Below are 26,069 nucleotides of genomic sequence, written 5' to 3'. Positions count from 1 at the left end.
TACCAATACATTCATTGTAAAATAAGTTTACTCACACAACTATTACTTTGATTCTGTTATACAATGTAATTTATAAAGTTTTAATGTCAGGGAAAATCTATATGTATAGCCTTTATCAAAAAGATGATGTACTATCCGGTATAGGGCATAGGGCATAGGGCATAGGCCATACCTCACTTTTTAGATAACCGCTATAGCAATATTTGTATGGTTTTTGATGTGGAATTCATAAATTGCATTATCTATATGTATTTACTGCATTTGAACGTAAAAATTTATGCTTTTAGTGTAACTAATGACAGGATTTAGTAGATAAAATAGATGTATGATGCTAATCGCTGGCGATCGACTAATAACATTTTTTGTAAGAGGAAAAAAGAATGGAGACTACAGTACATAAGGAAGCCCCACATCAGCCTGCTGAGGAAGTGAAAGTTAACAGCATCAACAGTGTGGAGTTTGAGCTTTGGGCGAAAGCTGTGAAGCAACAGATGATTGCAGCACTTTCTAAAAAGGGCGGAATGTAATATCTCTGGCTGTTGTTGGCGCGAGTTGTGTAAATTGAATTAAGAAAATTGCTCTCTGTATTTTTTTCCGAAATTGATCGGGGGATTGGGACAAAAGAGCGAACATTAGTCCGCACTACGAAGCACATCTTTACAGTTCGTAGTGCGGACTAATGTTCGCAGTTTAAGAGCGGACTAAAGTCCGCACTACGAACCAGATATTTACGAACCACATTTTTACTAACTACATCTTATTGTTGTCAATCGATGGGACATGATATCAAGAGTGTGTCTTAGATTGTTTCCCAGCAGAATGCTTTTTGCCTGATTACGATCGCTTGTCAACGGCCGCCAGCAAGCGCAGACTTCCGTCTTGAATCTGCACCGCTTTCACCGTTCCGACAGCGACTCTTTGTTGACCGTTAGCCATCGCTACCTCAATTTTAATCTTGGGGTCAGCCTGCAAGCCCAGCCGCCCCCAGAGCCATTTAATTTGAGTATCGGGAAAAGAGCGCACTTCTACATCTCGAAAGGGCGAATTAACCCAGCGGATGCCGTCGTAAAAACTCGCTACTTGCACCTGATACCAAACTTGTTCTGGGGTCAATTTTAACTCGCTTTTGGCTGCGGGTTCCAGCCAGTCAGCAGGGTTGATATTGTTAATTAATGTAGCAGAACCCATAATTTGACTTTTGTGGTCTCCTAAAGTTTGGGCCAGAGAAACTGCTTCATCAAGTTTATTGACCAAATTCCGAATTCGACTTCTAGTTTCGCTGTCGGTATCTGATTGCTGGTCGAGCCAATTCATCGCTTCGCGAGTTCCGTCTTGAGAGGCTAAAATCAGAGCGCCCCAAGCCTTGACATCGCCGTCCGCGGCATTGACTCGCAAGGCGGCATCTACGCGGTTCATAATCCGCCCGCCGTCATTTTTGAGGGTTGTGGCAATTTCGTGACTGTTGCTGGGATCGGCTTCAAATACTTGCAAAGCTTCACTCCAGCGGCCGTCGATCAATTCTGCGAGCACTTGTTGGCCGGGACTGGCCCAAGATGCGATCGCCTGAGCACGAGTAATTTTAGCGTGAAATTCGATCGTTTCTAGTTGAGCTTGCGCGAGTGCGGGCCAATTTTTGCCGGCTTTACCCTTAGCAATACGCATGACATTTAATCCTGGAGACCACAGCCCACTTTTTGCCAATCGCAGCCCGTTTTTATAAGTCTCGTCATTCAAGGCAAATTCTTCTAAAGAAATCGGAGTTAACTGAACTGGGTTCGGCACAAATTTGCGCGGGCCAATTTGATAAAGGGTAAATTGCGGCTCTAAACCAACTGTTTGGTCGATCGCCAATTGCGGATTTGAACCCTTCACAATTTGCTGCCAATTCGGCGGTTGTCCGGCCGCACTCACCCAATCCAACAGCGAGATTAAATGATTTTGGCTGGGGTTGTAGCGAATGACTTGTCCGTAGGGAATTTTCTTGTCGCCGCGCACCAGTTTACCGCTGACATTAAACCAAATACCTTCGGCGGGGGGCTTGCCGTCAAAGCGGCGCAGTTCTGTTAGGGGTAGCGACTGATTGGAGGCTTGATTGTCGGACTGGGAGTCAGCTAAAGAAGCAATCACAAAAGATTCGGCAGGGCCTTCTACACTCACAGAACTTGCTAACTGAAAATACTGCTCTTTATCGGAATCGCGATCGGGAAGCTGCACCCGCTTGTACACCCGAAGTTCAACAATTTGACGGCAAGGATTTTTGCAAACAGTAGAAGCATTAACTGTCCTTTCTACCATCACCGGCAACAGTAAATCGGCAATAGAATTATCTGCAGATTTCTCGACGGGAAGCGGTAGGGGTTCGCCGGTTATGAAGCCCAATTTGCGGATGCTGGCTTTGATTTGAGCCAGAGTTTGGATGGAATCTCTGCTACCGGTAGGCAGGCGCGACCATCCAGGGACAAACTGAGAGACCAACCTGTTACCGTTGGGATCGACAATTAGCTGGTAACTCAGCCAAGCGCCGCCTCCCATCAAAGCGGAACAGCCGCACAAGATGCCGAGGGCTGTCAAATTAGCTACGAGTCTTTTCCAGGGATATCTGGCGCGAGTTGGGGAAGGAAGTAGGGGAAGCTGGGAGTCTTGAAGTTTTTTGGGGCGACGATTGCGGCGGCGTCTTGTCGGAGGAGGAGGAGCAACTTTTGAATTTTCTGGGGGTTTGACTCGGCGTTTCGAGGGGTTAATTTTGTGTTCCATCGTCCGTCCAATTTTAGAATTTAGATTTTAGAATTTCGAGTTTAAAGTTGCAATAGTCGATCGTACTGCCGACCTATGATATCCCAGGTGTATTGACTTTCAACGAGGGCGCGCGCGCTTTCGGACAACTCTTGTCGCTGTTGCTGACTTTCAAACAAACTGGTAATCGCCTCAACATACTCCTGAACTTTGTTCGCCCGCAAGGCCCTTGTCGGTTGTGCGCCGCCACCGAGGGCTAAACCCTCCAAACCTCGATCGCTCGCCACCACGGGAGTTCCCGCAGCCATCGCCTCCAAAGTTTTATTTTTAATCCCGAAACCAATCCTCATCGGCACCACACAAACTGCAGCCTGATGCAAATATTCTGCCACCCTTTGCACCCGACCTACTACTTGAATTCCTTGGAGTTTCCCCAAGGCGAGCACTTCCGGGACTGGCGAAGCCCCGACTAGAGTGAGGGTAGCATCGGGATATCGATGCTGCAAGGAAGGCAATATTTGCAAACTGAGAAATCTGGCGGCGTCAATATTGGGCAAATTGTTCATTGCGCCTGCAAAGATTAAGGTGTGTCCTCCCGGATCGATCGACCGGTACGGAAATTCTGTCAAATCCACGCCGTTAGGAATGACATCAATCGGAGGCACAAAAAAATCTGGTTTTTCTCCGAGTCTTCCCGCTGGCGACAGCAATTCTAGGAGTTGCTGCTTGTCTGTGGATGTGGTGGCGACAATGCGGGAAAATTTGGCACAGTAGCGTCTTTCGTAGCGGGCGAGTAGCGGCAAATTTAGTCGATCGCGCAGAGGTTTTTGGGAAGTGCCGGTGATTAACATTTCCCTACAAGTTCCCCAAACCGAACTGTGAATATTGACCACTGTCAGCAGTTTTTGTCGCCATTCTGGACGCACGTAAATCTCGTTAACGCTGTGTTCGCAGGTAACAGCATCGCATTTCCCTGCAGCTACCAAATCGTCAGCCCAATTCTGCATTGCTTGAGAGTAGCTTGAGAGCACGTTTGGAGGTGTCCCGGATAACACAAATTGACTGAATCTGTGGAATTTTCCGAGTATTTCAGAGAACCCCCCCTCAGTCCACCCCTTAACAAGGGGGGGAGGCAAGAAGCCCTCCTCAAGCCCCTGATTGAGTCTTAGCCCTCCCTTTGCAAGGGGAAATTGGGGGGGTGCAATGGGAGGCAAGAATCCTTCCTTAGTCTCCTGATTGAGTCTTAGCCCCCCCTTAGCAAGGGGGGGTTGGGGGGGTATCTGCGGGTGGGGAAAAACTGCCAATTCTGTCACTTGCCCTCGCAATGCGTCGATTTGTGCGTCGGTGACATCGGGCGATCGCACAGTGCCGAGAATTACATCATGCCGCCGGCTCAAGTATTGTAATAAATTAAAAGTCCTTACCTGAGTTCCTCCCCGGCTTGGCGGGTAGGGAAAAGTCGAGGAAAGTATCAAAATTTGCATGGGATATTGGATAAATCAAATTGCCGCTGTCGCGATAAGATTGACGGATAAAACTTTTTTAACAATCTTCTCACTATGGACGAATTATCTATCAAAGCGCTGCTCCAAGACTTAAAAAATTCCGAAGAAAGCGTGCGCGATCGGGCAACTACAGAACTCTGGCGGACTTGGTTTAACCAGAAGGGTGATTATGGGATGCAAATTCTCAGGCGATCGCAAGTTTCGCTAAGTGCCGGCGATGTTCGCCACGCTTTGGATTTGCTGACGAAACTGATTGCTCAATCGCCTGATTTTGCTGAAGCTTGGAATCGGCGCGCCGTACTTCACTATACCCAAGGAAATTATAAAAAGTCGATTCACGATTGCGAAATTGTCCTCAAATTGAACCCGGTACATTTTGGGGCGCTGCACGGTCTTGGTTTGTGCTACGCTGCCTTGGGAGAATACACGAGTGCTATTCAAGCTTTTCGCCGCGCTTTGGAAATTCAACCCTTTGCTTTGGTGAATCAAAAGTTAATTCTTGAATGTACGGCTCGTTTGAGTTAAAGAAGGAAGAAGGAAGTTCGGCAACGAGCAATGTACGGGATGTAACGGATGTAACGGATGTAAGTCAGAATTCAGAAGGAAGAAGTCATTAGTCATTGGGCAAACAGGGCAAACAGGGCATTGGGCATTGGGCGAGCGCGAAGCGGAGGGATTGGGCATCAGGAAGAAGGAAGACTTTAATTTGGGGCAGTCTAAAGTTTAAAATTTCAGATATAAAATCTAAAATCTAAAATCTAAAATGGTTTTTGTTTGTGCCGAAAATTAGCGTTTGCATTCCTACTTGCAATCGAGTGCATTTGCTGGCTAGTGCGATCGCCAGCGTGTTAGATCAAACTTATACAGATTTTGAATTAATTGTCTGCGATGACGGCTCGACTGACAGCACTCCGCTGTTAATGTCAGAATTTGTAGGGCCAGGAATTCGCTACATTCGTCACCTGCAGAATATCGGTAAAAGTAATAATATGCGATCGGGCTTTGCGGAGGCAAGGGGCGAATATTTTATCAAATTTGACGATGACGATCGCCTGAGAGCGCAATTTCTGGAGCGGACATCTGCTATTTTAGATAAAGACCCCAGCATTGATTTTGTCAGTACCGATCACTGGGCGATCGACATTCACAACAATATTGACGAAGCCGAGACTAAACTGAATTCGCAGCGGTGGGGCCGCACCGATTTATCCGCTGGAATTATTGAAGATTTGCTCTCGACAGTTTTTCTGAGACAGAGTTTGCAAATAGGGGCGACTTTGTTTCGCCGCCCCGCGCTGCAAGAAGTAGGATTTCTGCGGCCGAATTTGCAAAACTGTGAAGATAACGATTTGTTTGTGAGACTTGCAATTGCGAACAAAAAATGCTATTACTTGCCAGAGTTATTGATGGAGTATCGATTTCATGCAGAACAACAAGGAGTCGATCGGGCAATTCCGTATTTGAGCGATAAATTGCGCTATTTGACCGGCTACGAATTTGAGTCAGAGCAGCTCGAAACAGTCAGGCTCAAAAGGCTCGCGGAAACTCAATTAGCGCTTGGTTTGCGGCTGATTGAGGTGGGTGAAACTGCAAAAGGGCGACAAATGGTGCAGGCTGGAAAGTCTTTTTCTGAGGCGAAGATGTGGGCGGGTTTGGGATTGTCGCTGCTACCCGTGGAGTTGCGTCCCAGGGCGTTTAAGTTTGTGCGGCAGTTGATAAAATAACCATCAATCAGAGTTATAAGACTCCTGACTCTAATAGCTCTAAATATACAAACTCAGGAGCTTTAACTCCCGCTTCTTCTCTAATTTTCACCAGTCTCGGAGACTCAAAAAATGCCCTGGCATCTGCTATTGATGTCCAGCCACTGAAATGAACAATTTTGTTGGGTTCATTTTCATACTTCAAAACTTGATACGATCGCTCGCCAGCTTCTTTTCGCAGGTTCTCAGCATTGTGAAATACTTTTTGCCAAGCTTGATAATTTTCTACTTCATGAATAATTAATACATACTCCACAGTCATAAAATCTATTTTCCTATTGATTTTGTTATGCTGTCAATTATAATAGACGACTGTAAAGTAGTAAACAGTGTCCGATCGAAGTTATTCCTAAATTATCGTGTCTATATTTTCTGAAATTCCCACTGTGTGGTTGCAAATTTCCCTCGTGGGAGCCTGGTTGGGTGTGATTTTATTGGTAGCTGAGGGGTTAAACCGCTTGACTTCTGTGGGTGCAGAGGTATCCCGGAAGGTGGTTCACATCGGTACTGGGAACGTGATTTTGCTGGCTTGGTGGCTGCAAATACCGGGCTGGGTGGGAATTTCGGCGGGGGTTTTAGCAGGTGCGATCGCCCTAATTTCCTACCAACTGCCGATTTTGCCCAGTCTTAACAGTATCAACCGCAAAAGTTTCGGGACTTTTTTCTATGCTGTGAGTATTAGCGTTCTCGTCGCTTGGTTTTGGCCGCTGCAACATCAGGAATACGCAGCTTTGGGCATTTTAGTGATGGCTTGGGGGGACGGATTGGCTGCTGTCATCGGTCAAAAATACGGCAAACATATTTATCGAGTTTGGGGAATCCAGAAGAGTTGGGAAGGTTCTGCAACTATGTATTTGGTGAGTTTTGCAGTTAGCAGTTTGATTTTGCTAACTGCTGGCGGCAATATTTGGCAAACTTTGGTTGTGTCGGCTATTGTGGCTTTGGTTGCTGCTACTTTGGAGTCGGTTTCTAAGTTGGGAATTGATAATTTGACTGTACCGATTGGCAGTGCGGCGATCGCCTTTTTCCTCAATCAATTTTGGGTAATTGGTTCCTAGTCAGGACTTGGGTTCCGATCGAACTCAAAACACCAACGCCACCAATAAGCTGTTGCTCATATAGATTGTGTATAGCGATTGAGGGGAGAGGGGGAGAAGGGGAGAGGGAGAGGGGGAGAGGGGGAGAAGCGCCCTTCGGCTTCGCTCAGGGTAAAGAGGGGGAGAGGATTTGACTATTTTTGATTGTCATCAAAATATACAATGTTTATTTGCACAACAGCTTATCTATTTTTCACAGCAAAATCCCAGCCAAACACAGTTTAGCTGGGAAAAATTGAACATATTTAAAAGTAGTCGAAAAACTTGGCGCTGTTGATTGAGGCAAATGTCTTTGCTTACCTCGCTAGAAACTACCCGCTCGCCCGATCACGGGTCTTTTTTATGGCCTTTGGGTGGGGTACCTTCAAAAGGCTGAACTCCTGTATTGGGATAATCGTCATCGTTCCGTTTAAAAATTCTCATCGCGGCTTCGGAAACGTAACGCATCGCATCTGCCAAAGATTTAGAAAGATTCATTACATCCGCCTCTCTTGTCATTGCTTCTGATACTTTTTATATTACTATTAATTTCGGTCTTGGGGTTTCTTTAGCAATATTTGTTTGAATTACTTATTAGTCCGCAACATCGAAGCAACCTGAAGCTTTTAAGATAGTCCAAGACGCAAAAAACGCGGTTTCTCTGAAAAATCTTCGCTCGATCCGAGAAATGCTTGATTCAGAAACCGGGTTTTTGACCCCGCATGCGTCCAGGAATGTAAAAATTGCGGAGCTTGGACGATCGCCCTCAAACCCCAAAAATACTTTCCCAAAAACTCCCGATGCACCCGCGCCTTTCTAAATCAACACGATCGCGCGCTGCACACCCTACAAACTCAAATTGGCTGTTTTTATTAAAAATACCATAATCTTAATCCGCAAATTAACCTGAAACCCTCTATGCAAGAGCGCAATCAAGAAAAAAGCAATATAGTATCAGCAATCTTTATCAAAGATTTACAAAAAGATATGGTGTTTATCACTATAATTAAATAAATAAGTTTGTCCGGGGTTTTTCGCTATGAAAACTGCGACAGAAAGCCTGCACCTCACAGGTTTTGAGAAAATCTTAGAAGACCAGGAACTGACCGTTTCCCCAGCAGATTACAGCCTGTTGACCGATCTCTACCAGCTAACGATGACGGCTTGTTATGTCGGGGAAGCGATCGACGATCGCCCTGCGAGTTTTGAATTATTCGCCCGCCGGCTACCAGAGGGTTTTGGCTATGCGATCGCGATGGGCTTGGCTCAAGTTCTCGACTATCTGGAGAAATTTCGGTTTTCCCAGTCGCAAATTCAAGCTTTGCAGTCCACTGGGATTTTTGCAGGTGCGCCGGAGCGATTTTGGACACTGCTCGCCACAGCTCGCTTTACTGGGGATGTTTGGGCGGTTGCGGAGGGGACGGCGGTATTTGCCAATGAGCCGCTGCTGCGAATTGAGGCTCCTCTGTGGCAGGCTCAGTTGGTGGAAACTTATTTGTTGAATGCGATAAATTATCAAACTTTGATTGCGACGCGGGCTGCACGGCTCCGGGATGTGGCGGGCCCTGACGCTAAGTTGCTGGAATTCGGGACGCGCAGGGCTTTTGGGCCGCAAGCTGCTGTGTGGGCGGCGAGGGCTGCTCTGGCTGCTGGGTTCGACGGAACTTCTAATGTTTTGGCTGCTTTGAAGTTGGGCCGCAAACCTGTAGGTACTATGGCTCATGCTTTGGTAATGGCTGTGGCAGCCCTCGAAGGTAGCGAGAATCAGGCGTTTGCAGCTTTTCACCGCTGTTTTCCGGGGGCACCACTCCTGATCGATACTTATAATACTGTGGCAGCGGCGCGGATCTTGGCCGATCGAGTAAACAGCGGTGAAATGCAGTTGGAAGGCGTGCGGCTGGATTCGGGTGATTTGGCGGTGCTGTCTCGGGAAGTTCGATCGATCCTGCCTGGGGTTCCAATTTTTGCTAGCGGCGATTTGGACGATCGAGAAATTGCTAAATTAAAAAGTGCGGGTGCTTGCATTGACGGTTACGGTTTGGGAACCAAGTTGGTGAGCGGTTCCCCTGTGAACGGTGTTTATAAGTTGGTGGAAATTGACGGGATTCCGGTGATGAAAGAGGCAAGCGACAAGGTAACATATCCCGGAAAAAAGCAAATTTTTAGACATATTGAAAATGGGCAAATTCTCGGAGATTGTTTGGGATTGTCGGGAGAAAATATTAATAATTGCGATTCTCATATACCATTAATGAAATTGGTTGTCAAGGACGGCAAACGAGTGCAAAAGCCTGAAAGTTTGGACGATATCGCGAAACGAACTGCTGCTTCTGTCGCCAGTCTTCGCCCCGAAACTCGCCAACTTGACAACCCGATTTCGCTGCAGGTGGAAATTTCTACAGATTTGCAGAGTCTCACCCAAAAAACGAAAAAGAGTCATTAGTCATTAGTCAGTAGTCAGTAGTCAGTAGTCATTAGTCAACAGTCATCAATCAACAGTCAACAGTCAACAGTCAACAGTCAACAGTCAACAATTACCGATTCCCTATGCAGAAGATTGCTCTTTTTGGAACCAGTGCCGATCCACCCACAGCAGGACACAAAACAATTCTGAGTTGGCTTTCTCAACATTTTGATTGGGTAGCAGTTTGGGCATCGGACAATCCTTTTAAGTCGCACCAAACTTCTCTAGAACACCGATCGGCAATGCTGCTGTTAATGATTCAAGAAATTAATTCGCCGAGACACAATCTTTGTTTGCATCCAGAACTCAGCAGTCCGAGGACGGTGGAAACCGTGGAACAAGCAAGATTGCTGTGGCCTAATGCAGATTTGACACTGGTAATCGGTTCTGATTTAGTGGGGCAACTGTCTCGCTGGTACAAATTTGAAGAATTGTTAAAACAAGTTGATCTGCTGATAGTACCGCGACCCGGTTATCCATCAGAGCAAATAGATTTGTGGCAGTTGAGGCGCATGGGTGCAGAGGTGGCGATCGCATCTTTGAGTGGTCCCAATGTTTCTTCTACCTTCTATCGCGAAACAGGAGACACCCAAGCCCTGACTCCGACCATCGAAGATTACATAAATAGGGAGCATTTGTACGCATGGCACGAGGCACAAAAAAGAGCGAAGGTTGCTCATTAGCTGACTTTAAAGTAGGAGTAGATAATGTGATTTTCTCCGTCGATACCGTGCAGAACCGCTTGTTGGTGCTGTTGGTAATGCGGCAAGACGAACCGTTTATCGACTGTTGGAGTCTTCCCGGTACTTTGGTGCGACACGGAGAGTCTCTCGAACAAGCAGCTTACCGAATTTTGTCTGAAAAAATCCGGGTTAAAAATTTGTATTTGGAGCAACTGTATACTTTTGGAGAAGCGGGGCGCGATCCTCGGGAATTTACCAGGGGCGATCGCTATCTTTCGGTGAGTTATTTTGCTTTGGTTCGGTTTGAAGAAGCTGAATTAATTGCTGGGAGTGTAGTTGCCGGTGTCAGCCACCGCGTCGGCGGCATTGCTTGGTATCCCGTCCAACAAGTTCCTAAGCTAGCTTTCGATCACAATCAAATTCTCGAATACGGATACCGGCGACTGCGTAACAAACTTGAATACAGTCCCGTAGCTTTTGAAGTTTTGCCGGAGCTTTTTACCTTGAGCGATTTGTATCAACTCTATACTACTATTTTAGGAGAAAATTTTTCGGATTATTCTAATTTTAGAGCTAGATTGTTGAAATTGGGTTTTTTATGCGACACCAAAGTTAAAGTTTCGCGGGGGGCCGGCCGCCCTGCTAGTTTGTACCGCTTTGATGCGGCAGCTTTTGCTCCTTTCAAAAATAAGCCACTGGTGTTTATCTAAATGTTTCTTGGATGACAAAGCCCAAAAACGACAGCCCCCGACTTATAGCCTTTTTCAAAAAGGTGAGAAGTATTTGTATGGTGTGTGGCTATCCAAAATTATGCCGTTCGTAATGCGGGCGACCGTCCGCACTGCGAACCTTTAGGAACCTTGCTGATTGCGGTCAATCGAACGGACAGGATATTACTTATCGGGAAGAATAAACGAGCCTAACAATTGTTTTGTTCCGCGAGTTTTGAAAAATGATATTAAGTAGTGGAAAGCCTAATTTTCAATTCTTGTTCAATGTCCCAGATTCATCTATGGAATCAATCTAAAATTCTTCAATCTAAAATCTAAAATAGACTGACATTCGGGGATCGATTTAGTAAGATAAGAATAGAAGCTATGAAGGAGTGACGGTTATGAAAGACCCTGATGAATGCGCCAATATTCACGAAGTGCGGGAGGAAATCGATATTATCGATCGAGAAGTGATCGACGCTTTGAGCAAGAGATTTAAATACGTCATCGCAGCAGCAAGGTTCAAAACGAGTGAAGCTAACGTTAGAGCAGCCGATCGCTTTCATGATATGTTACAGCAGCGGCGCGAGTGGGCTAAAGAATCGGGTTTGAACCCTGATGTGGTAGAAAATATTTACCGCGATTTGGTAAATTATTATATTGAAGAAGAGTTGAAACATTACAAGTCTGACTAATGCTTCCCTAAATTCACATCTAGAACTATTAGGAAATTGAGTCCGCGCCGGCGGACTGTTAGCAATATTTATGAGGTGAATTGGTAATATGAAAATTGCGATCGCACAACTCAACCCTACTATTGGTGATATCTTGGGCAACTCCAATCTAATTCTGGAGTGTGCGAAAAAAGCCAGGGTGGAAGGTGCAAATTTATTGCTAACACCGGAACTTTCTCTGATTGGTTATCCGCCGCGCGATTTATTGATCGAACCGAGTTTTATTGCAGCCGCCGCCGCACAGTTGCAGCACCTGGCGCGGAATTTGCCGCCGGATTTGACGGTTGTAGTCGGTACTGTCGTACCTAATGCTCATGCTGTTCAATTAGGCGGAAAAGCATTGTTTAACAGCGCTGTTTTGTTGCAAGATGGTGCTATTAAACAAGTTTTTCATAAACGCTTGTTGCCTACTTATGATGTATTTGATGAAGATAGATATTTTGAACCGGGAGAAAGTAGCAATTACTTTACTATTGGCGAGTTGAAAATTGGCGTGACAATTTGTGAAGATTTGTGGAACGATCGGGAGTTTTGGGGTAAACGCAGTTACTCGGGCGATCCGATTGCTGATTTGGCAAAAATGGAGGTGGATTTGGTGGTAAATTTGTCGGCATCGCCATATTCTGTTGGGAAGCGGAAAGTGCGATCGGCGATGTTGCAGCATAGTGTCATTCGCTGGGGAATACCGATTGTTTACGCTAATCAGGTAGGGGGAAATGATGATATTATTTTTGATGGCAGCAGTTTGGCGGTGAATCGAAAGGGTGATTTGATTCAGGTGTTGAATTCTTTTGAAACGGATTTTGCCGTGCTGGAATATCACGAAAAAAAACAAGATTTAATTAGCAGCGGGAAGGGGCAAAATTCCAGTTTTGCAACTGATTTAAGTTTCGATCCGCCCTTGGAAGATCCAGAAATTTGGGCTGCTTTGGTTTTGGGAGTGCGAGATTATGTTCGCAAGTGCGGTTTTTCTAAGGTTGTACTCGGTTTGAGTGGCGGGATAGATTCGGCTTTGGTGGCGGCGATCGCCTGTTGCGCGATCGGGCCGGAAAATGTGCTGGGGGTATTAATGCCTTCTCCTTACAGTTCGGATCATTCGGTTAATGATGCTTTGGAATTAGCCCAAAATCTGGGTATGGCGATCGAACTGTTGCCGATCGGCGACTTGATGAAATCCTACGATCGCACTCTCGCCGATTTGTTTGTCAATACAACTTTCGGGATTGCTGAGGAAAATATTCAATCCCGGATTCGAGGTAATCTGTTGATGGCAATTTCTAATAAGTTCGGACATTTGCTGCTTTCCACTGGTAATAAATCAGAAATGTCGGTGGGCTACTGCACTCTCTACGGCGATATGAATGGCGGATTGGCGGTAATTTCTGACGTGCAGAAAAGTCAAGTTTATTCGCTTTGTCGGTGGCTGAATGCTGGCGGATATGCAGGAAAAGTGCCTCCGTCTCCTTCCCCTAGCAAGGAGATAATTCCGGTTAATATTATTAGTAAAGCCCCTAGTGCTGAACTGAAACCTGGACAAGTTGACCGAGATTCTTTGCCGGATTATGATATTTTGGATGATATCTTGCAGCGATCGATCGAATATCACCAATCTGTCTCAGAAATTGTGGCGGCCGGACACGATGCAGCGGTGGTTAAATTTGTAGTAAAATTAGTCAGGCAATCGGAGTTTAAACGGCGACAAGCAGCCCCTGGCTTGAAAATTAGCGATCGAGCTTTTGGTACCGGTTGGCGAATGCCGATCGCCAAAGCTTCCTTTTATTAAAGCCATCATTAAAAACTAAATGGTTAACATCGGCGGTACTTTCGGCTTCGATTTTCTCCTAGGAAGCCCCAGCAGCGATACGATTAGAGGATTTGCAGGTAATGATACGATTCAAGGTTTGGCGGGAAATGACCTGATTTTTGGCGATCGCGACAATGACTTGCTCGCGGGAAATGAAGGTGCTGATACCCTGTTCGGAGGTCTTTCAAACGATACAATCTATGGAGGACAAGATTCGGATTGGATTAATGGCGATCGGGGTAGCGATTTACTAATCGGCGGTGAAGGTAAGGATATCTTGACAGGAGGCGCGGGCGATGATTTATTTGTGATTGACACAACTTCCGCCGCACCTACTATTAATGAAGCTGATGTAATTACAGATTTTGGCAGCGGCAATGATAAAATTGTCTTGACTGATAACATAAAGTTTAGCGATTTGAACATTTTTGTTTCAGACAACCAAACTGTTATGCAAAATAAAAATTCTGGCAACTATTTAGGAGTTGTTTCGGGAAACCCTAATCTGACTGAATCCAACTTTATTGCGCTGTTTGGCGGACTAGATATGGGTCAGCTTTTGCCAATTTCGGTTAACACGATTATAGCCGATCGCGCGATCGGACTGGAAGTGGCGAAAACTCCCCAAGAACAAGCGACAGGTTTAATGTTTCGCACAGAATTGCCAGACGACAGGGGAATGCTTTTCCCCATCGAACCCGCGCGAAACGTGCGTTTTTGGATGAAAAACGTGTTTATTGAGCTCGATATGGTTTTTCTGCGGGAAGGCGTAGTGCAGGCGATAATTCCTAACGTACCGCCGTGTTTGAGCGAAACCTGCCCCAACTACGGCCCGGATGTTCCCGTTGACGGAGTTATTGAACTCAGAGGCGGAAGGGCGGCCCAATTGGGACTCAAAGTTGGCGATCGGATTCCCAATTTACCCTAAAAAGCATATTATTTTACACAGCATTCAACATTATGTGCGTCCCATGAATCCTATTGAATTAAAAATCATCCCCAATCAAACTCAAGACGGTTTAGCTTACCAACATTTGCGTTTGCGAATTGCCACTCAAGATGGTATTATCACACCCGATGATTTACAAGGTTTGAAAATTCCCGAAGGCGTTCAATTCAGCCAAGGAATTGTCATTGAAGGTAGAGGAGCTATTTGGCTGTACGGGTATTTAGTGCACGAATGCCATCCTGCAGCTTGGGTTGGATGTTACGATCCGCGATTGGAAGGTGCGGTGGTGGTAGCAACTCACAAGCACGAAGTATTAGTCGGACAGGTATTGAAATTGAGTTTGCCAAATTAATAAATTAGATAATGTTGGGTAAATTACTCTTAGTATTTATAGGGGCGGGTTTTACCAACAATCTTTCAATCACATCCACAATATTTATTAACCCGCCCCCTCTCCCCACCTCATGTTAATTATTTGTAATAGCCTACTTACTAAACTGCTGTAATTAAAATTTATCCTTTCACCGGCAAAACGATCGCAAATTCAGTCCCAATTCCGTGTTCCGCACTCACCTCAATGCTGCCGCCATGTTTTTCTACCGCAATCTGATGGGCAATGGTCAACCCTAATCCAGTGCCTTTTCCGACGCATTTCGTCGTAAACAAATGGTCGAATATATACTTTTTAATTTCCTCTTGCATCCCAGTGCCGTTATCAGCAATTTTAATTTGAATCTGTCCTTCCCCTAGTACCTCAGTGCAAATAGTGATGCGGTTGGGATTGGTGGCAATTTCGCTAAAACTGCGTCCTAAGTTTGACTCTTCTAAGGCATCAATCGCATTGGCCAGCAGGTTCATAAAAACTTGATTTAATTGACCTGGGAAACATTGAATTTTAGGGAGATTGCCGTATTTAGTTATTACTTCGATCTGCGGGCGGCATTCGTTGGCTTTGAGGCGGTGTTTCAAAATTAAAATAGCGCTATTAATGCCATCATGAATATTAAAAGGAACTTTGTAGTCTTTGTCTCCTCGGGAAAAGGTGCGGAGGCTGGTACTGATGCTAGAAATGCGATCGCACCCGACTTGCATTGAATCAATCATCTTCGGTAAATCTTCCAAAAGATAATCGATGTCTACCTCTTCGGCATGATTAGCCTTCTCCGATTTTGGTGCATCGGAGCGATACAATTCTAAATGTTCTATAACATCTGCCAAGCTTCTTTTAGCTTCGCTTAAATTGCCAGAAATAAATCCAATTGGATTGTTGATTTCGTGGGCGACTCCGGCGACTAAATTGCCCAAAGCCGACATTTTCTCGCTTTGTACTATTTGCAGTTGCGCTTGCTGCAAATCTTTTAAAGTTTGTTCTAGTTGTTGATTTTGCTTTTGCAAAAGTTCATCTGCTTGCTTGCGACCCGTGGCATCAACACCCAAGCCAATAATCCCAACCGTCTCGCCTTGGGAATTTTTTAACTGCACTTTCGTGACTTCTATATAGTGTTGTTTGCCGTCAACTAATGTGAGAGTTTCACTGGAGTAATGCGGTGAATCTTGGACAAGACAGGCGGCATCTGAAACCAAACAGTTTGCTGCATTTTCCCCCAATATATCTTTGTAATGCTCGGCAGCTAAAAAAGCGCTTAGAGGCGCGCCGACATCTTGACAAAAAGTATTGTTAAAAAAATGTACTTTACCCTTCGGATTCACCATCCAAATCCAAATCGGAGCGACATCAAGTATCGCTTGCAACATTTGTTTCTGCTCGGCAAGCTGATTTTCAGTGCGGCTAAATTTTGTTAGCAATCGCTCTAATTGTTGACCGTAATCTTGAGATTTTTGATGAAGTATAGCGTTTGATAAACTGATTGCTGCTTGGGAACACAGGAGATTGAGAAATTGCAAGCGATCGCGCGTAAAAACTCCTGCTGTTAACCGATTTTCTAGATACAAGATGCCGACTAAGTTGTCTCGATCGAGAATCGGCCAACATAACAGGCTCTGCGGTTGGTATTTCTGGATGTAGGAGTCGGAATCGCGATCGCAATTTTCAGCAATGTTCCGCACAATCACAGGTTTCAACAAGTTTTTAACGCAGTCAACAATTTTTAGGGGCAGGATATCGCTGTTTTTATCGAGTGCTGCTGATGGTAAGCCGATCGCCCTTTCGACGCCCAAATTGTCGATCACGCTTGCTGCTGCCACTTCCCATTTACTGCCGTTTGGTAACAGCAGCGCTACTTTGTCAGCTTCTATATTTGCGATCGCCAGTTGCATCAGTTTGGCAATCAGCCGATCGAGTTCAATTTCACTAGAAAGCGCTTGACAAGCTTTTAGCAGAGTTGAAAAAACTCCGAAATCCGACAGGTGACGCGACACAGATGAATGAATAAATGGATGCACCGAGTGATGTTGATTAGGAGATATGACGACAGTTGCTAATGGATTTACAGCGACTGTTGCTGGCGGCAAAATCGGCGATAACAATTGAGGATAGCGTTTTTTTAAGTCTTCAATTTTGACTGCATCTCCGCAGCGAGCATAGCAATCGCAGGCATCTATCATGTAGACTAGGGCAATTTTTTCTCTACCGTGGGAGAGGTAAAACTTAGCAGCGAGTTCGCAGGCGAGAGCTTCTTCATTAACATATTCATTAGCTTTAGCTCCAGCAATAGCTCGATCGTACAATTCCATTGCTTCTGCTTTCTGCCCCAAAAGACCCCGCAATTCTGCCTCAACCAGATCGAACTTGTGCTGGTAATCTATCGGGGTAAGGTGCGCGGATTCTTTGAGTTTTTTCTGACTCGTCTCAACGCGCTTCAGGATTTGTTGGCGCTCCGTCGGTGCGGCCTCTGTATAGGTTGCCAAATGTGCCAGCGCATCGTAAAAGTCGTGCATCATTGTTACTAGCATCACAACAAAATTTTCCAAATAAAGTTTGTCTGCATCCCCCCTATCGATCTGCTTCGGATTACGGCGACAATATATCGCGCATCTTTCGCATTTTTTAAACCGATTTTATACCGCTCTATCTGGCTGACAAGAGTCAAGATAAATTGAAATATTTGGAGGTTTCATATATTAGTAAATGACTCTGATTTTTTCTAGTTAATCTAGAATTTCTGTTTGCTTAAGGACTATTTTGAGCAATGCAATTAACAACTGCGATGCAACTCAGTTTTGCATTTATAGTCCGAACACCTCAAGAATTCGCGTATTTTACAGATTGCGAGATCCCGAGGGCACTGTAAAAAAATGCTTCTTGCAAAACACAGATGCTCCCGTTTGCTGCTAGCCGGTTGCGAGTGTTTTTCGGGTGCCGCCGAGACAGCAGCCGATCGACAATCGGCGTATAATTGCGCGATCGGGCAATCTCCGGGCATTACTGTCAAATTTACTACCTCTACTGTTGCAGCCATTTTGACCGCTCCCAGTCGAGAGTTTAACTTTACCATAGTTAATGTATCTATCTTAGGGTATAAACAGCATAATTTTCTAGTTGCCGATCGCAAATTATAGTTATCTACCAAACAACATTTTATACTTAGGCGATCTAAATTGGAGCCTTTTACTTACGTATAAATTGCTGCTATCAATCTCAAATACAGTTAAATTAGCGCAAAAACAGTAGGAATACGGAAATATAGCGTCTTGAAAAATACAGTGTATAATTAAGTAAGTTTAATATAGTTCGATCGTGAAATCAGTAAAATTGCTCCTGCAAAAAAATACAGCGTATCCCAGGTTTATATGAGGTGTACATCATAAACCTGGAACACGCTGTATATTGCTGGTTCTTTGCGAACAACGAAGCAATCTCCAAAAGATAAATATTGCTTCGTTTCTCAACGTTATTTGAAATTAGTCTATCGCGTCTGCCGCTCGTTGAGTTCTGTCAATATCTCGATTCACTTTCGAGCGAAAATTGTCCGAGGCATCTTCAGTGTTCTATTTTGCATTTCGCGCTGCATCTGTGACATTCTCTTGGCCGCCGCTGGTATTATATCTCAGAGACTCAGTACCCTCTGCTGCTCTTTCTTTTGCTCCCTGGGTGGCTTCTTTAACAATCTCTTTTGCTCCCTTCAAGCCGTCGCGAGTGTTTTCTTTCAGGTTAGCAAAGCCTTCCTTGGTTTTGTCGCCAAAGTTATCAGCTTTGCGCTGAACCGTGCGAGAATTCTTATTCACCTTGTCGCCAATTTCGTCAAGTTTGTCAGACGCGTCTTCTTTTACCCGCCGCACATTTTCGCCCACATCGCTGCTAGATTTGGTGTCGATGCGACGCTGGGCTTCATCTTTGAGAAGCTGAGCTTTTGCTTCTGCTCCTGTAACAGTTGTGTTTCTTGGATCGTCATCGCTGTATTGATTCTGGCCGCCTTTATATACCGAAGTTACAGCCTCAGAAGGCACTTCTTCTCTAATTTGGTCGGAGGTTTTTGCTGCCATCACATCAGTTTTTGTTGCGCTCCCATCAGTTTTTGTTGCGCTCACATCAGGGCTACTGCAGGCCGTACTCACTAATACTAAAATGCCAGCCAGAAACACTGTTAAAATTTGTACAGCTCGAATTTTTTTCAGAAATGCAGTTAGTCTGTTCATAAAAATGATCCTTTCTATTTCTATTGTGATATGCTCTAATTCCTGGTAGTTGTGTAGATGGCTAGCATTACAAACTAGAGGAACTTAAACACTTTTTAAAATATATAAATAATAACAGGATGTTTTCATCTACCTCAAGTTAGATTCCTCAAGTTGTAGCAGGTATAGATGGAAGATGGAAGATCGAAGATGGAAGATCGAAGATGGAAGAAGAAAGATGGAAGATGGAAGATGGAATATTTGACAGCAGACAGCAAACAGTTGACAACTTGGCCGAAAAGCCCGTCGTTAGGTTGACAGTAGATTGATACAAGAAGCAAGATGGAACAAAAAACGGACAATCCTCCATCTCATACCAATTATTAAAAATCGTAGTTGTGTGCGCCGGATACGGCAATGCCTTTTCCCTGCTTGGCTGAGCGTTTGGCGGGAAGTGCGCGCTGGGTTGAAAGGTTTTGCGTTTTATGAGTAAAAAAAACCTTCTGGTCAAGAACCAGAAGGAAGGAGGTGTATGATCTCAAGTACAACAAGGTCTTTAATCCCAATTGTGGCGACACGGGGCGATCGCCCGCATCTGTCTAATGGCTGAAAGTATTTGCACAGTTGCTATCATTCAATCGCTGTTTTTAAGCTCTTGCAGAATTCGCCTATTGCTGCTAAACCCTCTTCTGGAGTGCCTTGGGCCAAGCGTTTAACAAAAGCACTGCCAACAATCACAGCGTCTGCACCCCATTCTTTGACTTGTCGAGCGTGTTCCGGTGTCGAGATACCAAAACCGACACCGATGGGTTTGTCGGTGATGCTGCGAATTTCTTGCAGCAACTCTTTTGCTCGCGTTTCTAAACCTTCGCGCACTCCCGTAACCCCGGTTACGCTGACTAAGTAAATAAATCCTTGAGACTGGCGGGCGATCGCTTCTATGCGATTTTTGGGACTTGTCGGAGCAACTAATAATGTTAGTTCAATCCCTAATTTGTTGGCAGGTTGGATGAGACTGTCAGCTTCTTCTAAGGGCAAATCGGGTACAACCAATCCCTGAACTCCAGCACTTTTGATTTGCTGCAAGAACGTTTCTATACCTCGGTACAAAATCGGGTTGTAGTAGGTGAATAGAATAATGGGCGATCGCAAATTCGGACTAACTTTAGCTACCATTTCCAGCACCGGATCTAACCGCGTTCCCCGCTGCAGGGCCCTAGTAGCGGCGGCTTGAATCACCGGCCCGTCAGCTAGCGGGTCAGAATAGGGAACGCCAAGCTCGATCGCATCTGCACCGTTATCATCCAAAACTTGCAGCGCTTTAGCCGTTGTCTCCAAATCTGGGTCGCCAGCAGTAATAAAAGGAATTAATGCACATTTGTTGCTCTTTCGCAACGTTTCAAAACAATTAGAAATAGTCATTAGGCAGTTGGCAGTTGGTTGTTGGCAGTTGGTTGTTGGCAGTTGGTTGTTGGCAGTTAGTTGTTGGCAGTTGGTTGTTGGCAGTTAGTTGTTGGCAGTTAGTTGTTGGCAGTTGGTATTAGCTAATAACAACTAATATCATGTCCGAGCGATTAACCATAATATCCCGGTCGGGGCGGGTTTTTGAGATTGTCAATTATTGGCAGGTATTGTTGGTGAACCCGCCCTTACAAAAATCGCGGTTGCTCGACCGGACATGATACAACCACTGACAACTGACAACTCACCACTAACCACTGACAACTGACAACTAACCACTGACTAATTATCTTTTTCCTGCTCAATTTCGGCTTGAAGTTTGGCTAACTCTTCAGGAGTGAGTGCATCTAGCTGCTTCTGCAAGACAGCATCTTTGTACTCTTTCAGTTGCTCGCTGTAGGTCATACTTTGAGTCAGGGCTCGAAATAAATAAGTCACCAGCCAGCCAATCAAGCCGGCAACCAAAAATAACTGACTCCAAATGCCTGCATTCATGCTGTCGAGTCCGGCGAATTGCAGTAGCAAGTAGACCAAGCCACCTGCTACAAAAAAGCCGAGACTGATTCCAATTACGTCAATACGTCGCATTTAGGCTTCAATCTGCCGCCGCTTGGGGCGAAAGTTCAAAAAGGGAGCTAGGAGAAACATACCGGGGAAGAAGAAGAACATCAAGAAGTACATGAAGCCGCGCTCAAAAGACGTGGCCACGTACCAGCGGCTGTTCAGGTAAGCGTAGGTGGCGGCCGGTACTACCAGGAGGTAGGCTCCTGCTAACACGGCGTAAAGCAGCAAGGTAATATACATAGATTTGCTTTAGGGGAATAATAACAGCGGTAAGGGGGCACAGACGCTCCGCTAGCTGGTTAACTATTGTACCGCTTGGGGAGATGCAGCGCGAGTTTTGAGAATTTTTAGATTAGGGGTTGCGTAAATTGGGGTTTTGGTTGTAGAATAAAAGGCTGTTGCTGTCAGTGAATCAAATCCACAGCAATTTGACTAAAGGGGGGTGTGGCGGAATGGTAGACGCTACGGACTTAAAATCCGTTGACCCGAAACGGTCGTGTGGGTTCAAGTCCCTCCACCCCCATCAAATTTAGGTTGAAAGTGCGATACACGCCGATTCTCGACTTCTGAAAAAAATCGTGAATTTGTGTGTATCGTATTTTAGGCAGCCACAAGCAAAGCAATCACAAATTCCGTACCCTGTCCGATTTGGGGATGGATCTCAATTTTGTCTTGATGCTGGGCAAGAATTGCAGAGGAAATCGATAAAAAATTTTACCTGGCAATTAGTATTTTCGCTTAATTAGGGGCTGTGGGCTCAACTATGGGCTGACCTTGTTTTTCGGTTTCTGCCAGTTCTAGGTTCAATTCCAGCAGTTTTGCTAAAATATCGTCGCTGTCAGTAAATCCGTAAGCTGCATTACATTCGCGATCGAGCTTAGCATGGAGTTTAAAGAGCTGACTTGTTGGCTCTTCAAAAAATTTATTGTAAAGTTGAGTAATTCCCCACTGTTTTGCTGACATTTGTTGAGTGCGGTAAAGTGAAGTAGTAAAATGAAGCGCCATAGCCTTACTCATTCCTAAACATTTTCCGTTTTAATACTGTAACAACAGGTTTTAATCATGGTAAAGTCTCAGTATGAGGGATATTCCGCCGACGAGCAACACACTGTCGCACGCGGAGAGAACTTTGGAACTGCCAAAGTGTATGCACAAAATGCACAGTCATTGCTCAACAAAGCGACTGGATTTATCAGCGCTTACGATTTCACGCTGAATCCTTATCGCGGCTGTCAGTACGGATGCAGTTATTGTTATGCTGCTGCTTTTAGCCCTAATTCACAGATGCGGCAGGATTGGGGAAATTGGGTAATTCTCAAGCAAAATGCAGCGGAAATTTTAAAGAAAGATTTGCATATTTGGTACAAGAAAAACCCCGACCGACCACCTAGCATTTACATGAGTAGTGTCACAGATCCGTATCAGCCCATTGAATCTAAAAAACTATTAACTAGGTACTTGTTACCAGTGATGCTTCCCTATCAGCCGACGCTGGTTATCCAAACTCGAAGTCCTATGATAATTAGAGATGTCGATATTTTACAGCAATTTCAGCGGTTGCGAATTAACATGAGCATTCCCACTGGTAGCGAAAAAGTCAGGAAAGATTTTGAACCAAAATCGCCGAGTATTCCTGCAAGACTCAAAGCTATGGCAAAATTAAGAGATAGTTTTCCTTACCGAGAAAATTGCGAAGTTAGATTTTCTATAACTGTGACGCCACTACTCCCTACCTTACCGGAAGATGAAGCTAATTTTATTAGCAAGCTGGCAGTTGTAGATCGGGTGGTGATTCAGGATTTTCATGCCAGCAACGGGCGATCGCTAATTGCGTCAACTCGCGAGGAAGCATTAGCTCTTAAACAAAAGTACGATTGGTGGTACAATAGCGAACAACAGAGTTATCGCAAGTTTAAAAATAAATTAACTGCGATGCTCCCGGATGTTGAGATTATGGAAGGTAAAGAGGGATTTGGCTATGAGTAATCCGCTAGTAAATTGGTGGCGTTCCCATCAGTTTAACGAAGCCGTTAAGAGTCAAAATAATCGACTTGCCAAACAACTGTTAAAACAAATAGAAAATTCCGGGGCAAAACTCTCATGGCAGCAGAAGCTATTTAAAGAGCGTCTACAGCTTGAAAAGTTATTGCAAAAAAAAAATGACCGCATCAAAGAAGGCGATCGGCATTTAGCAGAATTAAAACTGCAACTAAGCTTCGGGCAACTTGACGATTCTCTGGCGCGGATTGATGAATCAACCTTGTTTCCCGACAAAAAGCTTATTGAATATATTTCCAAAGCTTTCAAGTTGATAGAATGCGATGCAAGTATGATTCAATGCACTGGCATTGATGAGAAAGTTTTTAATAATTTTGAACAACATTTGGCTGGCTTCATCAAGAACGAAATTAATAAGTTGAGCCGCGAAAAAAGCAATATTGATTATTTACTCAAACAAGCTATTGACGACATACAAAAACTGAAAGAAGGACAAGATCCTCAATACAGTTTTGAGCTAAGTCCTCACATCTATTTAATGAGATATTTCCTAGATAACGTCTATTGTACATATCTAGCTTGGTTCCTGGTTTACAAAGCAGGGTTGTTGCCAACTAAACTCAATATCCTCGATATTGCGGCTGGGCCGGGTACTGTTGCTTACGGACTTGGTTTGTTGCTACAAAGCAGTAGCGACTTTTTTTCAATGCCACCAATGCACATATCCTACTACTCTTTGGAACAACAAAAAGCTTTTCAATATCGCGGACTCCAGTTTTGGCGGCAGTACATGGAACCCCAAGCGATGAATGCTTACTTTCGTTTTGATACTTCTAGTATCTTTGATGGGGAAAATCAATCTAAAAGACTGCCCAAAAAATTCTTTGATTTTATAGTGATTTCTCACTGTTTTTTTAACGATGAGGAGAGAAGAGAAAAATCCCTTCAAATTTACAAGGATATATTTACAAGCAGTCTGAATGATTTTGGTTACGTTTTGCTAATTATTCAAGAAAAAAAGTTGCTGAAATCGTACAATATTCGTCGAGTTGATGATTGCCAACAAGAGCTAAGTGTAGTACAAAATTTTCTTGATGAGCTGGGATTAAACTTAGTTTGGTATAAATATTTAAGTTCTACTGGCAGCAGGAAATTCCATCCTAGTTTTGCAAAATTTGCTAGAAAAAATCTACATTGCCAGCAATTTATTAGTCCTCTTTTTCGCCAGCACTTTAAGTTACCTTATGATTTAAGTTATGTAGTGGATGACTATGTAATATTGGCTAATAAATAAATTTAGAGAAAAAGTAAAAAACATAAAGTTAGCGACAAACAAGTATCAAATTAAACAATAATTCTAAAAATCTGTGATTCAAAACTCGACTGAACAACCTACAAATAACATTCAAACTGGATGGCACGGCTGCCTCAATTTAGTCTACGCCAACCGCAGCGGCTCAACTCAAATCATCCACAATCAAATGCAAGCGCCCCTCAAGGTGCAGCGCCCGTTTTATCCTGAAGGGAAAGAGGTTTGTCACAGCGTCATTTTGCACACGGCTGGGGGAGTTGTCGGGGGCGATCGCCTTTCCAGCAATTTTCATCTCCAACCCAACACCAAAGCCTTGATTACCAGCGCCGCTGCTAGTAAAATCTATCGCAGCAGCGGACTAAAATCACAACAAAATATCGACATCAAACTAGAACAAGGTGCTAATTTAGAATGGCTACCGCAGGAAACAATTGTTTTCGACGGTGCAATTTACCAGCAAAATCTGCGGGTAGAATTAGCACCGACAGCGAGGATTTTACTCTGGGAAATTACCCGGTTCGGACGCAGTGCTAGGGGTGAAAAGTTCTTGTCGGGAGAATGGCGATCGCACACCGAAGTCTGGCAACAAAACAGCCCTCTGTGGATTGACAGACAAATGCTCAAAGGTGGCTCAGAAATGCTCGAAAGTCCTCACGGTTTAGCAGGAAAATCCGTAGTCGCCACCCTCGCTTGGATCGGCGAACCAGTCACTACAGAAATAGTAAAAAAAGTGCGAAATTTGCCCTCTGAAGCAACAATTTATCCGGGTAATTCCACCGCCGGCGTGACTCGTATTCCTAACGGTTTGCTGTGCAGATATCGCGGTTCATCCACCACCGCAGCGAGAGACTGGTTTGTCAGCATTTGGCACTTGTTGCGCTTATCTTTTTCAGAACGCCCTTGCTGTTTGCCCAGAGTTTGGATAAAATAGGGTTTTCTGAATTCAAAAATTGTATCATTGACAGCTACTTCGATATCAAATTTGATGTATAATTGATAGCCGAACTGGAGCAAATAATGCGATCGCCCTTACCAGAATAAAAATGCAACTCACCCCCCAAGAAAAAGACAAACTGCTGATTTTCACCGCCGCCCTGGTAGCAGAGCGCCGGAAACAAAGAGGCTTAAAATTAAACTATCCAGAAGCACTAGCCTACATTTCCGCCGCAATTTTAGAAGGAGCTAGAGACGGCCTCACCGTCGCAGATTTAATGAGCTACGGGACAACTCTCCTGACGCGGGAAGATGTCATGGAAGGAATACCGGAAATGGTACACGAAGTGCAGGTTGAGGCCACTTTTCCCGACGGCACTAAATTAGTGACAGTGCACGATCCGATTCGTTAAATATTCCACCGCAACAACTCGCAGGAGATAGACATGATTCCGGGAGAAATGATTGTTTCAGCAGGCGAAATAGAATTAAATGCAGGGCGTGAAACATTGCGCTTGCTAGTCGCAAATACGGGCGATAGACCGATTCAAATCGGTTCCCACTATCACTTTTATGAAGCGAACGAAGCCTTGGCATTTAATCGAGAACAAGCAAAAGGAATGCGGCTGGATATCCCCGCAGGTACAGCAGTCCGATTTGAACCCGGAGATGAAAGGGAAGTGCAATTAGTACCGTTTGTCGGCAGTCGTGAAGTCTACGGCTTTAACGGGAAAGTGAACGGTAAGTTAGATGGATGAGACTTGTTTGCCGAGCTTAAAAAGAATAATTAGTAGGATTATAA

At 44.6% G+C, this 26,069-nt stretch carries 27 protein-coding genes and 1 tRNA gene; 18 read left to right on the top strand and 10 right to left on the bottom strand.

All coding sequences use genetic code 11. The annotated features are described in order from the left end of the window. Nucleotides 1-380: 380 nt before the first annotated feature. Complete coding sequence (locus QT998_RS00530; protein ID WP_194067688.1) at nucleotides 381-527, top strand: hypothetical protein; 147 nt, start codon at nucleotides 381-383, stop codon at nucleotides 525-527. A 307-nt stretch (nucleotides 528-834) separates the two neighbouring features. Here the strand turns inward: QT998_RS00530 and QT998_RS00525 are convergent, their stop codons facing one another. Both QT998_RS00525 and QT998_RS00520 read right to left on the bottom strand, forming a co-directional pair. Beyond that, nucleotides 835-2,754 (bottom strand): hypothetical protein, encoded by a 1,920-nt coding sequence (locus QT998_RS00525; RefSeq protein ID WP_333113636.1) that lies wholly within the window; start codon nucleotides 2,752-2,754, stop codon nucleotides 835-837. 41 nt (nucleotides 2,755-2,795) lie between these two features. Beyond that, nucleotides 2,796-4,217 carry a glycosyltransferase family 4 protein gene (locus QT998_RS00520; RefSeq protein ID WP_333091309.1) on the bottom strand — a complete coding sequence of 474 codons (1,422 nt, stop codon included), beginning with the start codon at nucleotides 4,215-4,217 and terminating at the stop codon, nucleotides 2,796-2,798. A gap of 75 nt (nucleotides 4,218-4,292) precedes the next feature. Here QT998_RS00520 and QT998_RS00515 point away from each other — a divergent pair, with 75 nt between their 5' ends. Together QT998_RS00515 and QT998_RS00510 are read left to right on the top strand one after the other, a co-directional pair. After that, complete coding sequence (locus tag QT998_RS00515) at nucleotides 4,293-4,763, top strand: tetratricopeptide repeat protein (protein ID WP_333091306.1); 471 nt, start codon at nucleotides 4,293-4,295, stop codon at nucleotides 4,761-4,763. A gap of 251 nt (nucleotides 4,764-5,014) precedes the next feature. Next, on the top strand, nucleotides 5,015-5,962 hold the full coding sequence (locus QT998_RS00510; protein WP_333113638.1) for a glycosyltransferase family 2 protein: 948 nt from the start codon (nucleotides 5,015-5,017) through the stop codon (nucleotides 5,960-5,962). A gap of 13 nt (nucleotides 5,963-5,975) precedes the next feature. On the opposite strand, the gene QT998_RS00505 is transcribed toward QT998_RS00510, so the two are convergent. Beyond that, complete coding sequence (locus tag QT998_RS00505) at nucleotides 5,976-6,263, bottom strand: putative quinol monooxygenase (protein WP_228042730.1); 288 nt, start codon at nucleotides 6,261-6,263, stop codon at nucleotides 5,976-5,978. 97 nt (nucleotides 6,264-6,360) lie between these two features. On the opposite strand from QT998_RS00505, the gene QT998_RS00500 reads away from it, so the two are divergent. Further along, nucleotides 6,361-7,059, top strand: a complete 699-nt coding sequence (locus QT998_RS00500) for a diacylglycerol/polyprenol kinase family protein (RefSeq protein ID WP_333113642.1) — start codon at nucleotides 6,361-6,363, stop codon at nucleotides 7,057-7,059. Between the two features lie 366 nt (nucleotides 7,060-7,425). Here the strand turns inward: QT998_RS00500 and QT998_RS00495 are convergent, their stop codons facing one another. Next, a complete protein-coding gene (locus QT998_RS00495; protein WP_333091302.1) occupies nucleotides 7,426-7,575 on the bottom strand; it encodes an isochorismate synthase in 150 nt (49 codons plus the stop codon). Nucleotides 7,576-8,116: 541 nt separating this feature from the next. Between QT998_RS00495 and QT998_RS00490 the strand changes: the two genes are divergently transcribed. The 7 genes from QT998_RS00490 (at nucleotide 8,117) to crn3 (ending at nucleotide 14,776) form a co-directional block, all read left to right on the top strand. Continuing rightward, nucleotides 8,117-9,520: a nicotinate phosphoribosyltransferase gene (locus QT998_RS00490; protein ID WP_333113645.1), complete on the top strand. Its 1,404-nt coding sequence runs from the start codon at nucleotides 8,117-8,119 to the stop codon at nucleotides 9,518-9,520. A 104-nt stretch (nucleotides 9,521-9,624) separates the two neighbouring features. Further along, nucleotides 9,625-10,224, top strand: coding sequence for a nicotinate-nucleotide adenylyltransferase (locus QT998_RS00485; RefSeq protein WP_333091299.1), 600 nt, complete (start codon nucleotides 9,625-9,627; stop codon nucleotides 10,222-10,224). After that, nucleotides 10,185-10,934, top strand: coding sequence for an NUDIX hydrolase (locus QT998_RS00480; RefSeq protein WP_333091296.1), 750 nt, complete (start codon nucleotides 10,185-10,187; stop codon nucleotides 10,932-10,934). Before QT998_RS00485 ends, QT998_RS00480 begins: the two co-directional genes overlap by 40 nt. Before the next feature lie 404 nt (nucleotides 10,935-11,338). Then, on the top strand, nucleotides 11,339-11,632 hold the full coding sequence (locus tag QT998_RS00475; protein WP_194012145.1) for an isochorismate lyase: 294 nt from the start codon (nucleotides 11,339-11,341) through the stop codon (nucleotides 11,630-11,632). A gap of 88 nt (nucleotides 11,633-11,720) precedes the next feature. Beyond that, nucleotides 11,721-13,454 (top strand): NAD+ synthase, encoded by a 1,734-nt coding sequence (locus QT998_RS00470; protein ID WP_333113648.1) that lies wholly within the window; start codon nucleotides 11,721-11,723, stop codon nucleotides 13,452-13,454. 19 nt (nucleotides 13,455-13,473) lie between these two features. After that, entirely contained in the window at nucleotides 13,474-14,403 is a 930-nt protein-coding gene (locus QT998_RS00465; protein ID WP_333091293.1) for a DUF192 domain-containing protein, read from the top strand. A 43-nt stretch (nucleotides 14,404-14,446) separates the two neighbouring features. Continuing rightward, entirely contained in the window at nucleotides 14,447-14,776 is a 330-nt protein-coding gene (gene crn3, locus QT998_RS00460; protein ID WP_333091291.1) for a CRISPR-associated ring nuclease Crn3/Csx3, read from the top strand. Nucleotides 14,777-14,937: 161 nt separating this feature from the next. Here crn3 and QT998_RS00455 read toward each other — a convergent pair whose 3' ends face one another. Then, nucleotides 14,938-17,337 (bottom strand): ATP-binding protein, encoded by a 2,400-nt coding sequence (locus tag QT998_RS00455; protein ID WP_333113735.1) that lies wholly within the window; start codon nucleotides 17,335-17,337, stop codon nucleotides 14,938-14,940. A 342-nt stretch (nucleotides 17,338-17,679) separates the two neighbouring features. On the opposite strand from QT998_RS00455, the gene QT998_RS00450 reads away from it, so the two are divergent. Further along, complete coding sequence (locus tag QT998_RS00450) at nucleotides 17,680-17,943, top strand: hypothetical protein (protein WP_333091290.1); 264 nt, start codon at nucleotides 17,680-17,682, stop codon at nucleotides 17,941-17,943. A gap of 429 nt (nucleotides 17,944-18,372) precedes the next feature. Here QT998_RS00450 and QT998_RS00445 read toward each other — a convergent pair whose 3' ends face one another. The 4 genes from QT998_RS00445 to ndhL form a co-directional block, all read right to left on the bottom strand. Then, on the bottom strand, nucleotides 18,373-19,020 hold the full coding sequence (locus tag QT998_RS00445) for a DUF6658 family protein (protein ID WP_333113650.1): 648 nt from the start codon (nucleotides 19,018-19,020) through the stop codon (nucleotides 18,373-18,375). A gap of 609 nt (nucleotides 19,021-19,629) precedes the next feature. Then, a complete protein-coding gene (trpA, locus tag QT998_RS00440) occupies nucleotides 19,630-20,421 on the bottom strand; it encodes a tryptophan synthase subunit alpha (RefSeq protein ID WP_333091286.1) in 792 nt (263 codons plus the stop codon). A gap of 321 nt (nucleotides 20,422-20,742) precedes the next feature. Continuing rightward, a complete protein-coding gene (locus QT998_RS00435; protein ID WP_333091284.1) occupies nucleotides 20,743-21,048 on the bottom strand; it encodes a DUF3007 family protein in 306 nt (101 codons plus the stop codon). Next, nucleotides 21,049-21,264, bottom strand: coding sequence for an NAD(P)H-quinone oxidoreductase subunit L (ndhL, locus tag QT998_RS00430; RefSeq protein ID WP_193972727.1), 216 nt, complete (start codon nucleotides 21,262-21,264; stop codon nucleotides 21,049-21,051). Between the two features lie 198 nt (nucleotides 21,265-21,462). Here ndhL and QT998_RS00425 point away from each other — a divergent pair. Beyond that, a tRNA-Leu gene (locus QT998_RS00425) sits at nucleotides 21,463-21,547 on the top strand. A 215-nt stretch (nucleotides 21,548-21,762) separates the two neighbouring features. Here the strand turns inward: QT998_RS00425 and QT998_RS00420 are convergent. Then, nucleotides 21,763-22,041 carry a hypothetical protein gene (locus QT998_RS00420; RefSeq protein WP_333091283.1) on the bottom strand — a complete coding sequence of 93 codons (279 nt, stop codon included), beginning with the start codon at nucleotides 22,039-22,041 and terminating at the stop codon, nucleotides 21,763-21,765. 45 nt (nucleotides 22,042-22,086) lie between these two features. Between QT998_RS00420 and QT998_RS00415 the strand changes: the two genes are divergently transcribed. The 5 genes from QT998_RS00415 to QT998_RS00395 all read left to right on the top strand — a co-directional run bounded on the left by QT998_RS00415 (nucleotide 22,087) and on the right by QT998_RS00395 (nucleotide 26,025). Then, nucleotides 22,087-23,010 (top strand): SPL family radical SAM protein, encoded by a 924-nt coding sequence (locus QT998_RS00415; protein WP_333113653.1) that lies wholly within the window; start codon nucleotides 22,087-22,089, stop codon nucleotides 23,008-23,010. Next, nucleotides 23,003-24,316: a photosystem II assembly protein gene (locus QT998_RS00410; protein WP_333113655.1), complete on the top strand. Its 1,314-nt coding sequence runs from the start codon at nucleotides 23,003-23,005 to the stop codon at nucleotides 24,314-24,316. The genes QT998_RS00415 and QT998_RS00410 overlap by 8 nt, the downstream gene beginning before the upstream one ends. Nucleotides 24,317-24,389: 73 nt before the next feature. Then, complete coding sequence (locus QT998_RS00405; protein ID WP_333091279.1) at nucleotides 24,390-25,265, top strand: urease accessory protein UreD; 876 nt, start codon at nucleotides 24,390-24,392, stop codon at nucleotides 25,263-25,265. A gap of 112 nt (nucleotides 25,266-25,377) precedes the next feature. Then, complete coding sequence (gene ureA / locus QT998_RS00400) at nucleotides 25,378-25,680, top strand: urease subunit gamma (RefSeq protein WP_015179363.1); 303 nt, start codon at nucleotides 25,378-25,380, stop codon at nucleotides 25,678-25,680. A 33-nt stretch (nucleotides 25,681-25,713) separates the two neighbouring features. Beyond that, complete coding sequence (locus QT998_RS00395; protein ID WP_333113657.1) at nucleotides 25,714-26,025, top strand: urease subunit beta; 312 nt, start codon at nucleotides 25,714-25,716, stop codon at nucleotides 26,023-26,025. Nucleotides 26,026-26,069: the final 44 nt, after the last annotated feature.

The organism is Microcoleus sp. S1D4, assembly GCF_036700765.1.
Taxonomy (GTDB): Bacteria; Cyanobacteriota; Cyanobacteriia; order Cyanobacteriales; family Microcoleaceae; genus Microcoleus.
Note: the sequence above shows the minus strand (reverse complement) of the source record. Positions and strands in the feature narration are given on the sequence as shown.

Coding starts and splice junctions, on each gene's coding strand:
- QT998_RS00435 (WP_333091284.1), bottom strand. CDS start 21,048: ATGCGACGTATTGACGTAATTGGAATCAGTCTCGGCTTTTTTGTAGCA.
- QT998_RS00520 (WP_333091309.1), bottom strand. CDS start 4,217: ATGCAAATTTTGATACTTTCCTCGACTTTTCCCTACCCGCCAAGCCGG.
- QT998_RS00470 (WP_333113648.1), top strand. CDS start 11,721: ATGAAAATTGCGATCGCACAACTCAACCCTACTATTGGTGATATCTTG.
- QT998_RS00485 (WP_333091299.1), top strand. CDS start 9,625: ATGCAGAAGATTGCTCTTTTTGGAACCAGTGCCGATCCACCCACAGCA.
- QT998_RS00445 (WP_333113650.1), bottom strand. CDS start 19,020: ATGAACAGACTAACTGCATTTCTGAAAAAAATTCGAGCTGTACAAATT.
- QT998_RS00450 (WP_333091290.1), top strand. CDS start 17,680: ATGCTTCTTGCAAAACACAGATGCTCCCGTTTGCTGCTAGCCGGTTGC.
- QT998_RS00530 (WP_194067688.1), top strand. CDS start 381: ATGGAGACTACAGTACATAAGGAAGCCCCACATCAGCCTGCTGAGGAA.
- QT998_RS00455 (WP_333113735.1), bottom strand. CDS start 17,337: ATGCTAGTAACAATGATGCACGACTTTTACGATGCGCTGGCACATTTG.
- QT998_RS00515 (WP_333091306.1), top strand. CDS start 4,293: ATGGACGAATTATCTATCAAAGCGCTGCTCCAAGACTTAAAAAATTCC.
- QT998_RS00495 (WP_333091302.1), bottom strand. CDS start 7,575: ATGAATCTTTCTAAATCTTTGGCAGATGCGATGCGTTACGTTTCCGAA.
- ndhL (WP_193972727.1), bottom strand. CDS start 21,264: ATGTATATTACCTTGCTGCTTTACGCCGTGTTAGCAGGAGCCTACCTC.
- QT998_RS00395 (WP_333113657.1), top strand. CDS start 25,714: ATGATTCCGGGAGAAATGATTGTTTCAGCAGGCGAAATAGAATTAAAT.
- QT998_RS00480 (WP_333091296.1), top strand. CDS start 10,185: ATGGCACGAGGCACAAAAAAGAGCGAAGGTTGCTCATTAGCTGACTTT.
- QT998_RS00490 (WP_333113645.1), top strand. CDS start 8,117: ATGAAAACTGCGACAGAAAGCCTGCACCTCACAGGTTTTGAGAAAATC.
- ureA (WP_015179363.1), top strand. CDS start 25,378: ATGCAACTCACCCCCCAAGAAAAAGACAAACTGCTGATTTTCACCGCC.
- QT998_RS00475 (WP_194012145.1), top strand. CDS start 11,339: ATGAAAGACCCTGATGAATGCGCCAATATTCACGAAGTGCGGGAGGAA.
- trpA (WP_333091286.1), bottom strand. CDS start 20,421: ATGACTATTTCTAATTGTTTTGAAACGTTGCGAAAGAGCAACAAATGT.
- QT998_RS00505 (WP_228042730.1), bottom strand. CDS start 6,263: ATGACTGTGGAGTATGTATTAATTATTCATGAAGTAGAAAATTATCAA.
- crn3 (WP_333091291.1), top strand. CDS start 14,447: ATGAATCCTATTGAATTAAAAATCATCCCCAATCAAACTCAAGACGGT.
- QT998_RS00465 (WP_333091293.1), top strand. CDS start 13,474: ATGGTTAACATCGGCGGTACTTTCGGCTTCGATTTTCTCCTAGGAAGC.
- QT998_RS00420 (WP_333091283.1), bottom strand. CDS start 22,041: ATGAGTAAGGCTATGGCGCTTCATTTTACTACTTCACTTTACCGCACT.
- QT998_RS00410 (WP_333113655.1), top strand. CDS start 23,003: ATGAGTAATCCGCTAGTAAATTGGTGGCGTTCCCATCAGTTTAACGAA.
- QT998_RS00415 (WP_333113653.1), top strand. CDS start 22,087: ATGGTAAAGTCTCAGTATGAGGGATATTCCGCCGACGAGCAACACACT.
- QT998_RS00525 (WP_333113636.1), bottom strand. CDS start 2,754: ATGGAACACAAAATTAACCCCTCGAAACGCCGAGTCAAACCCCCAGAA.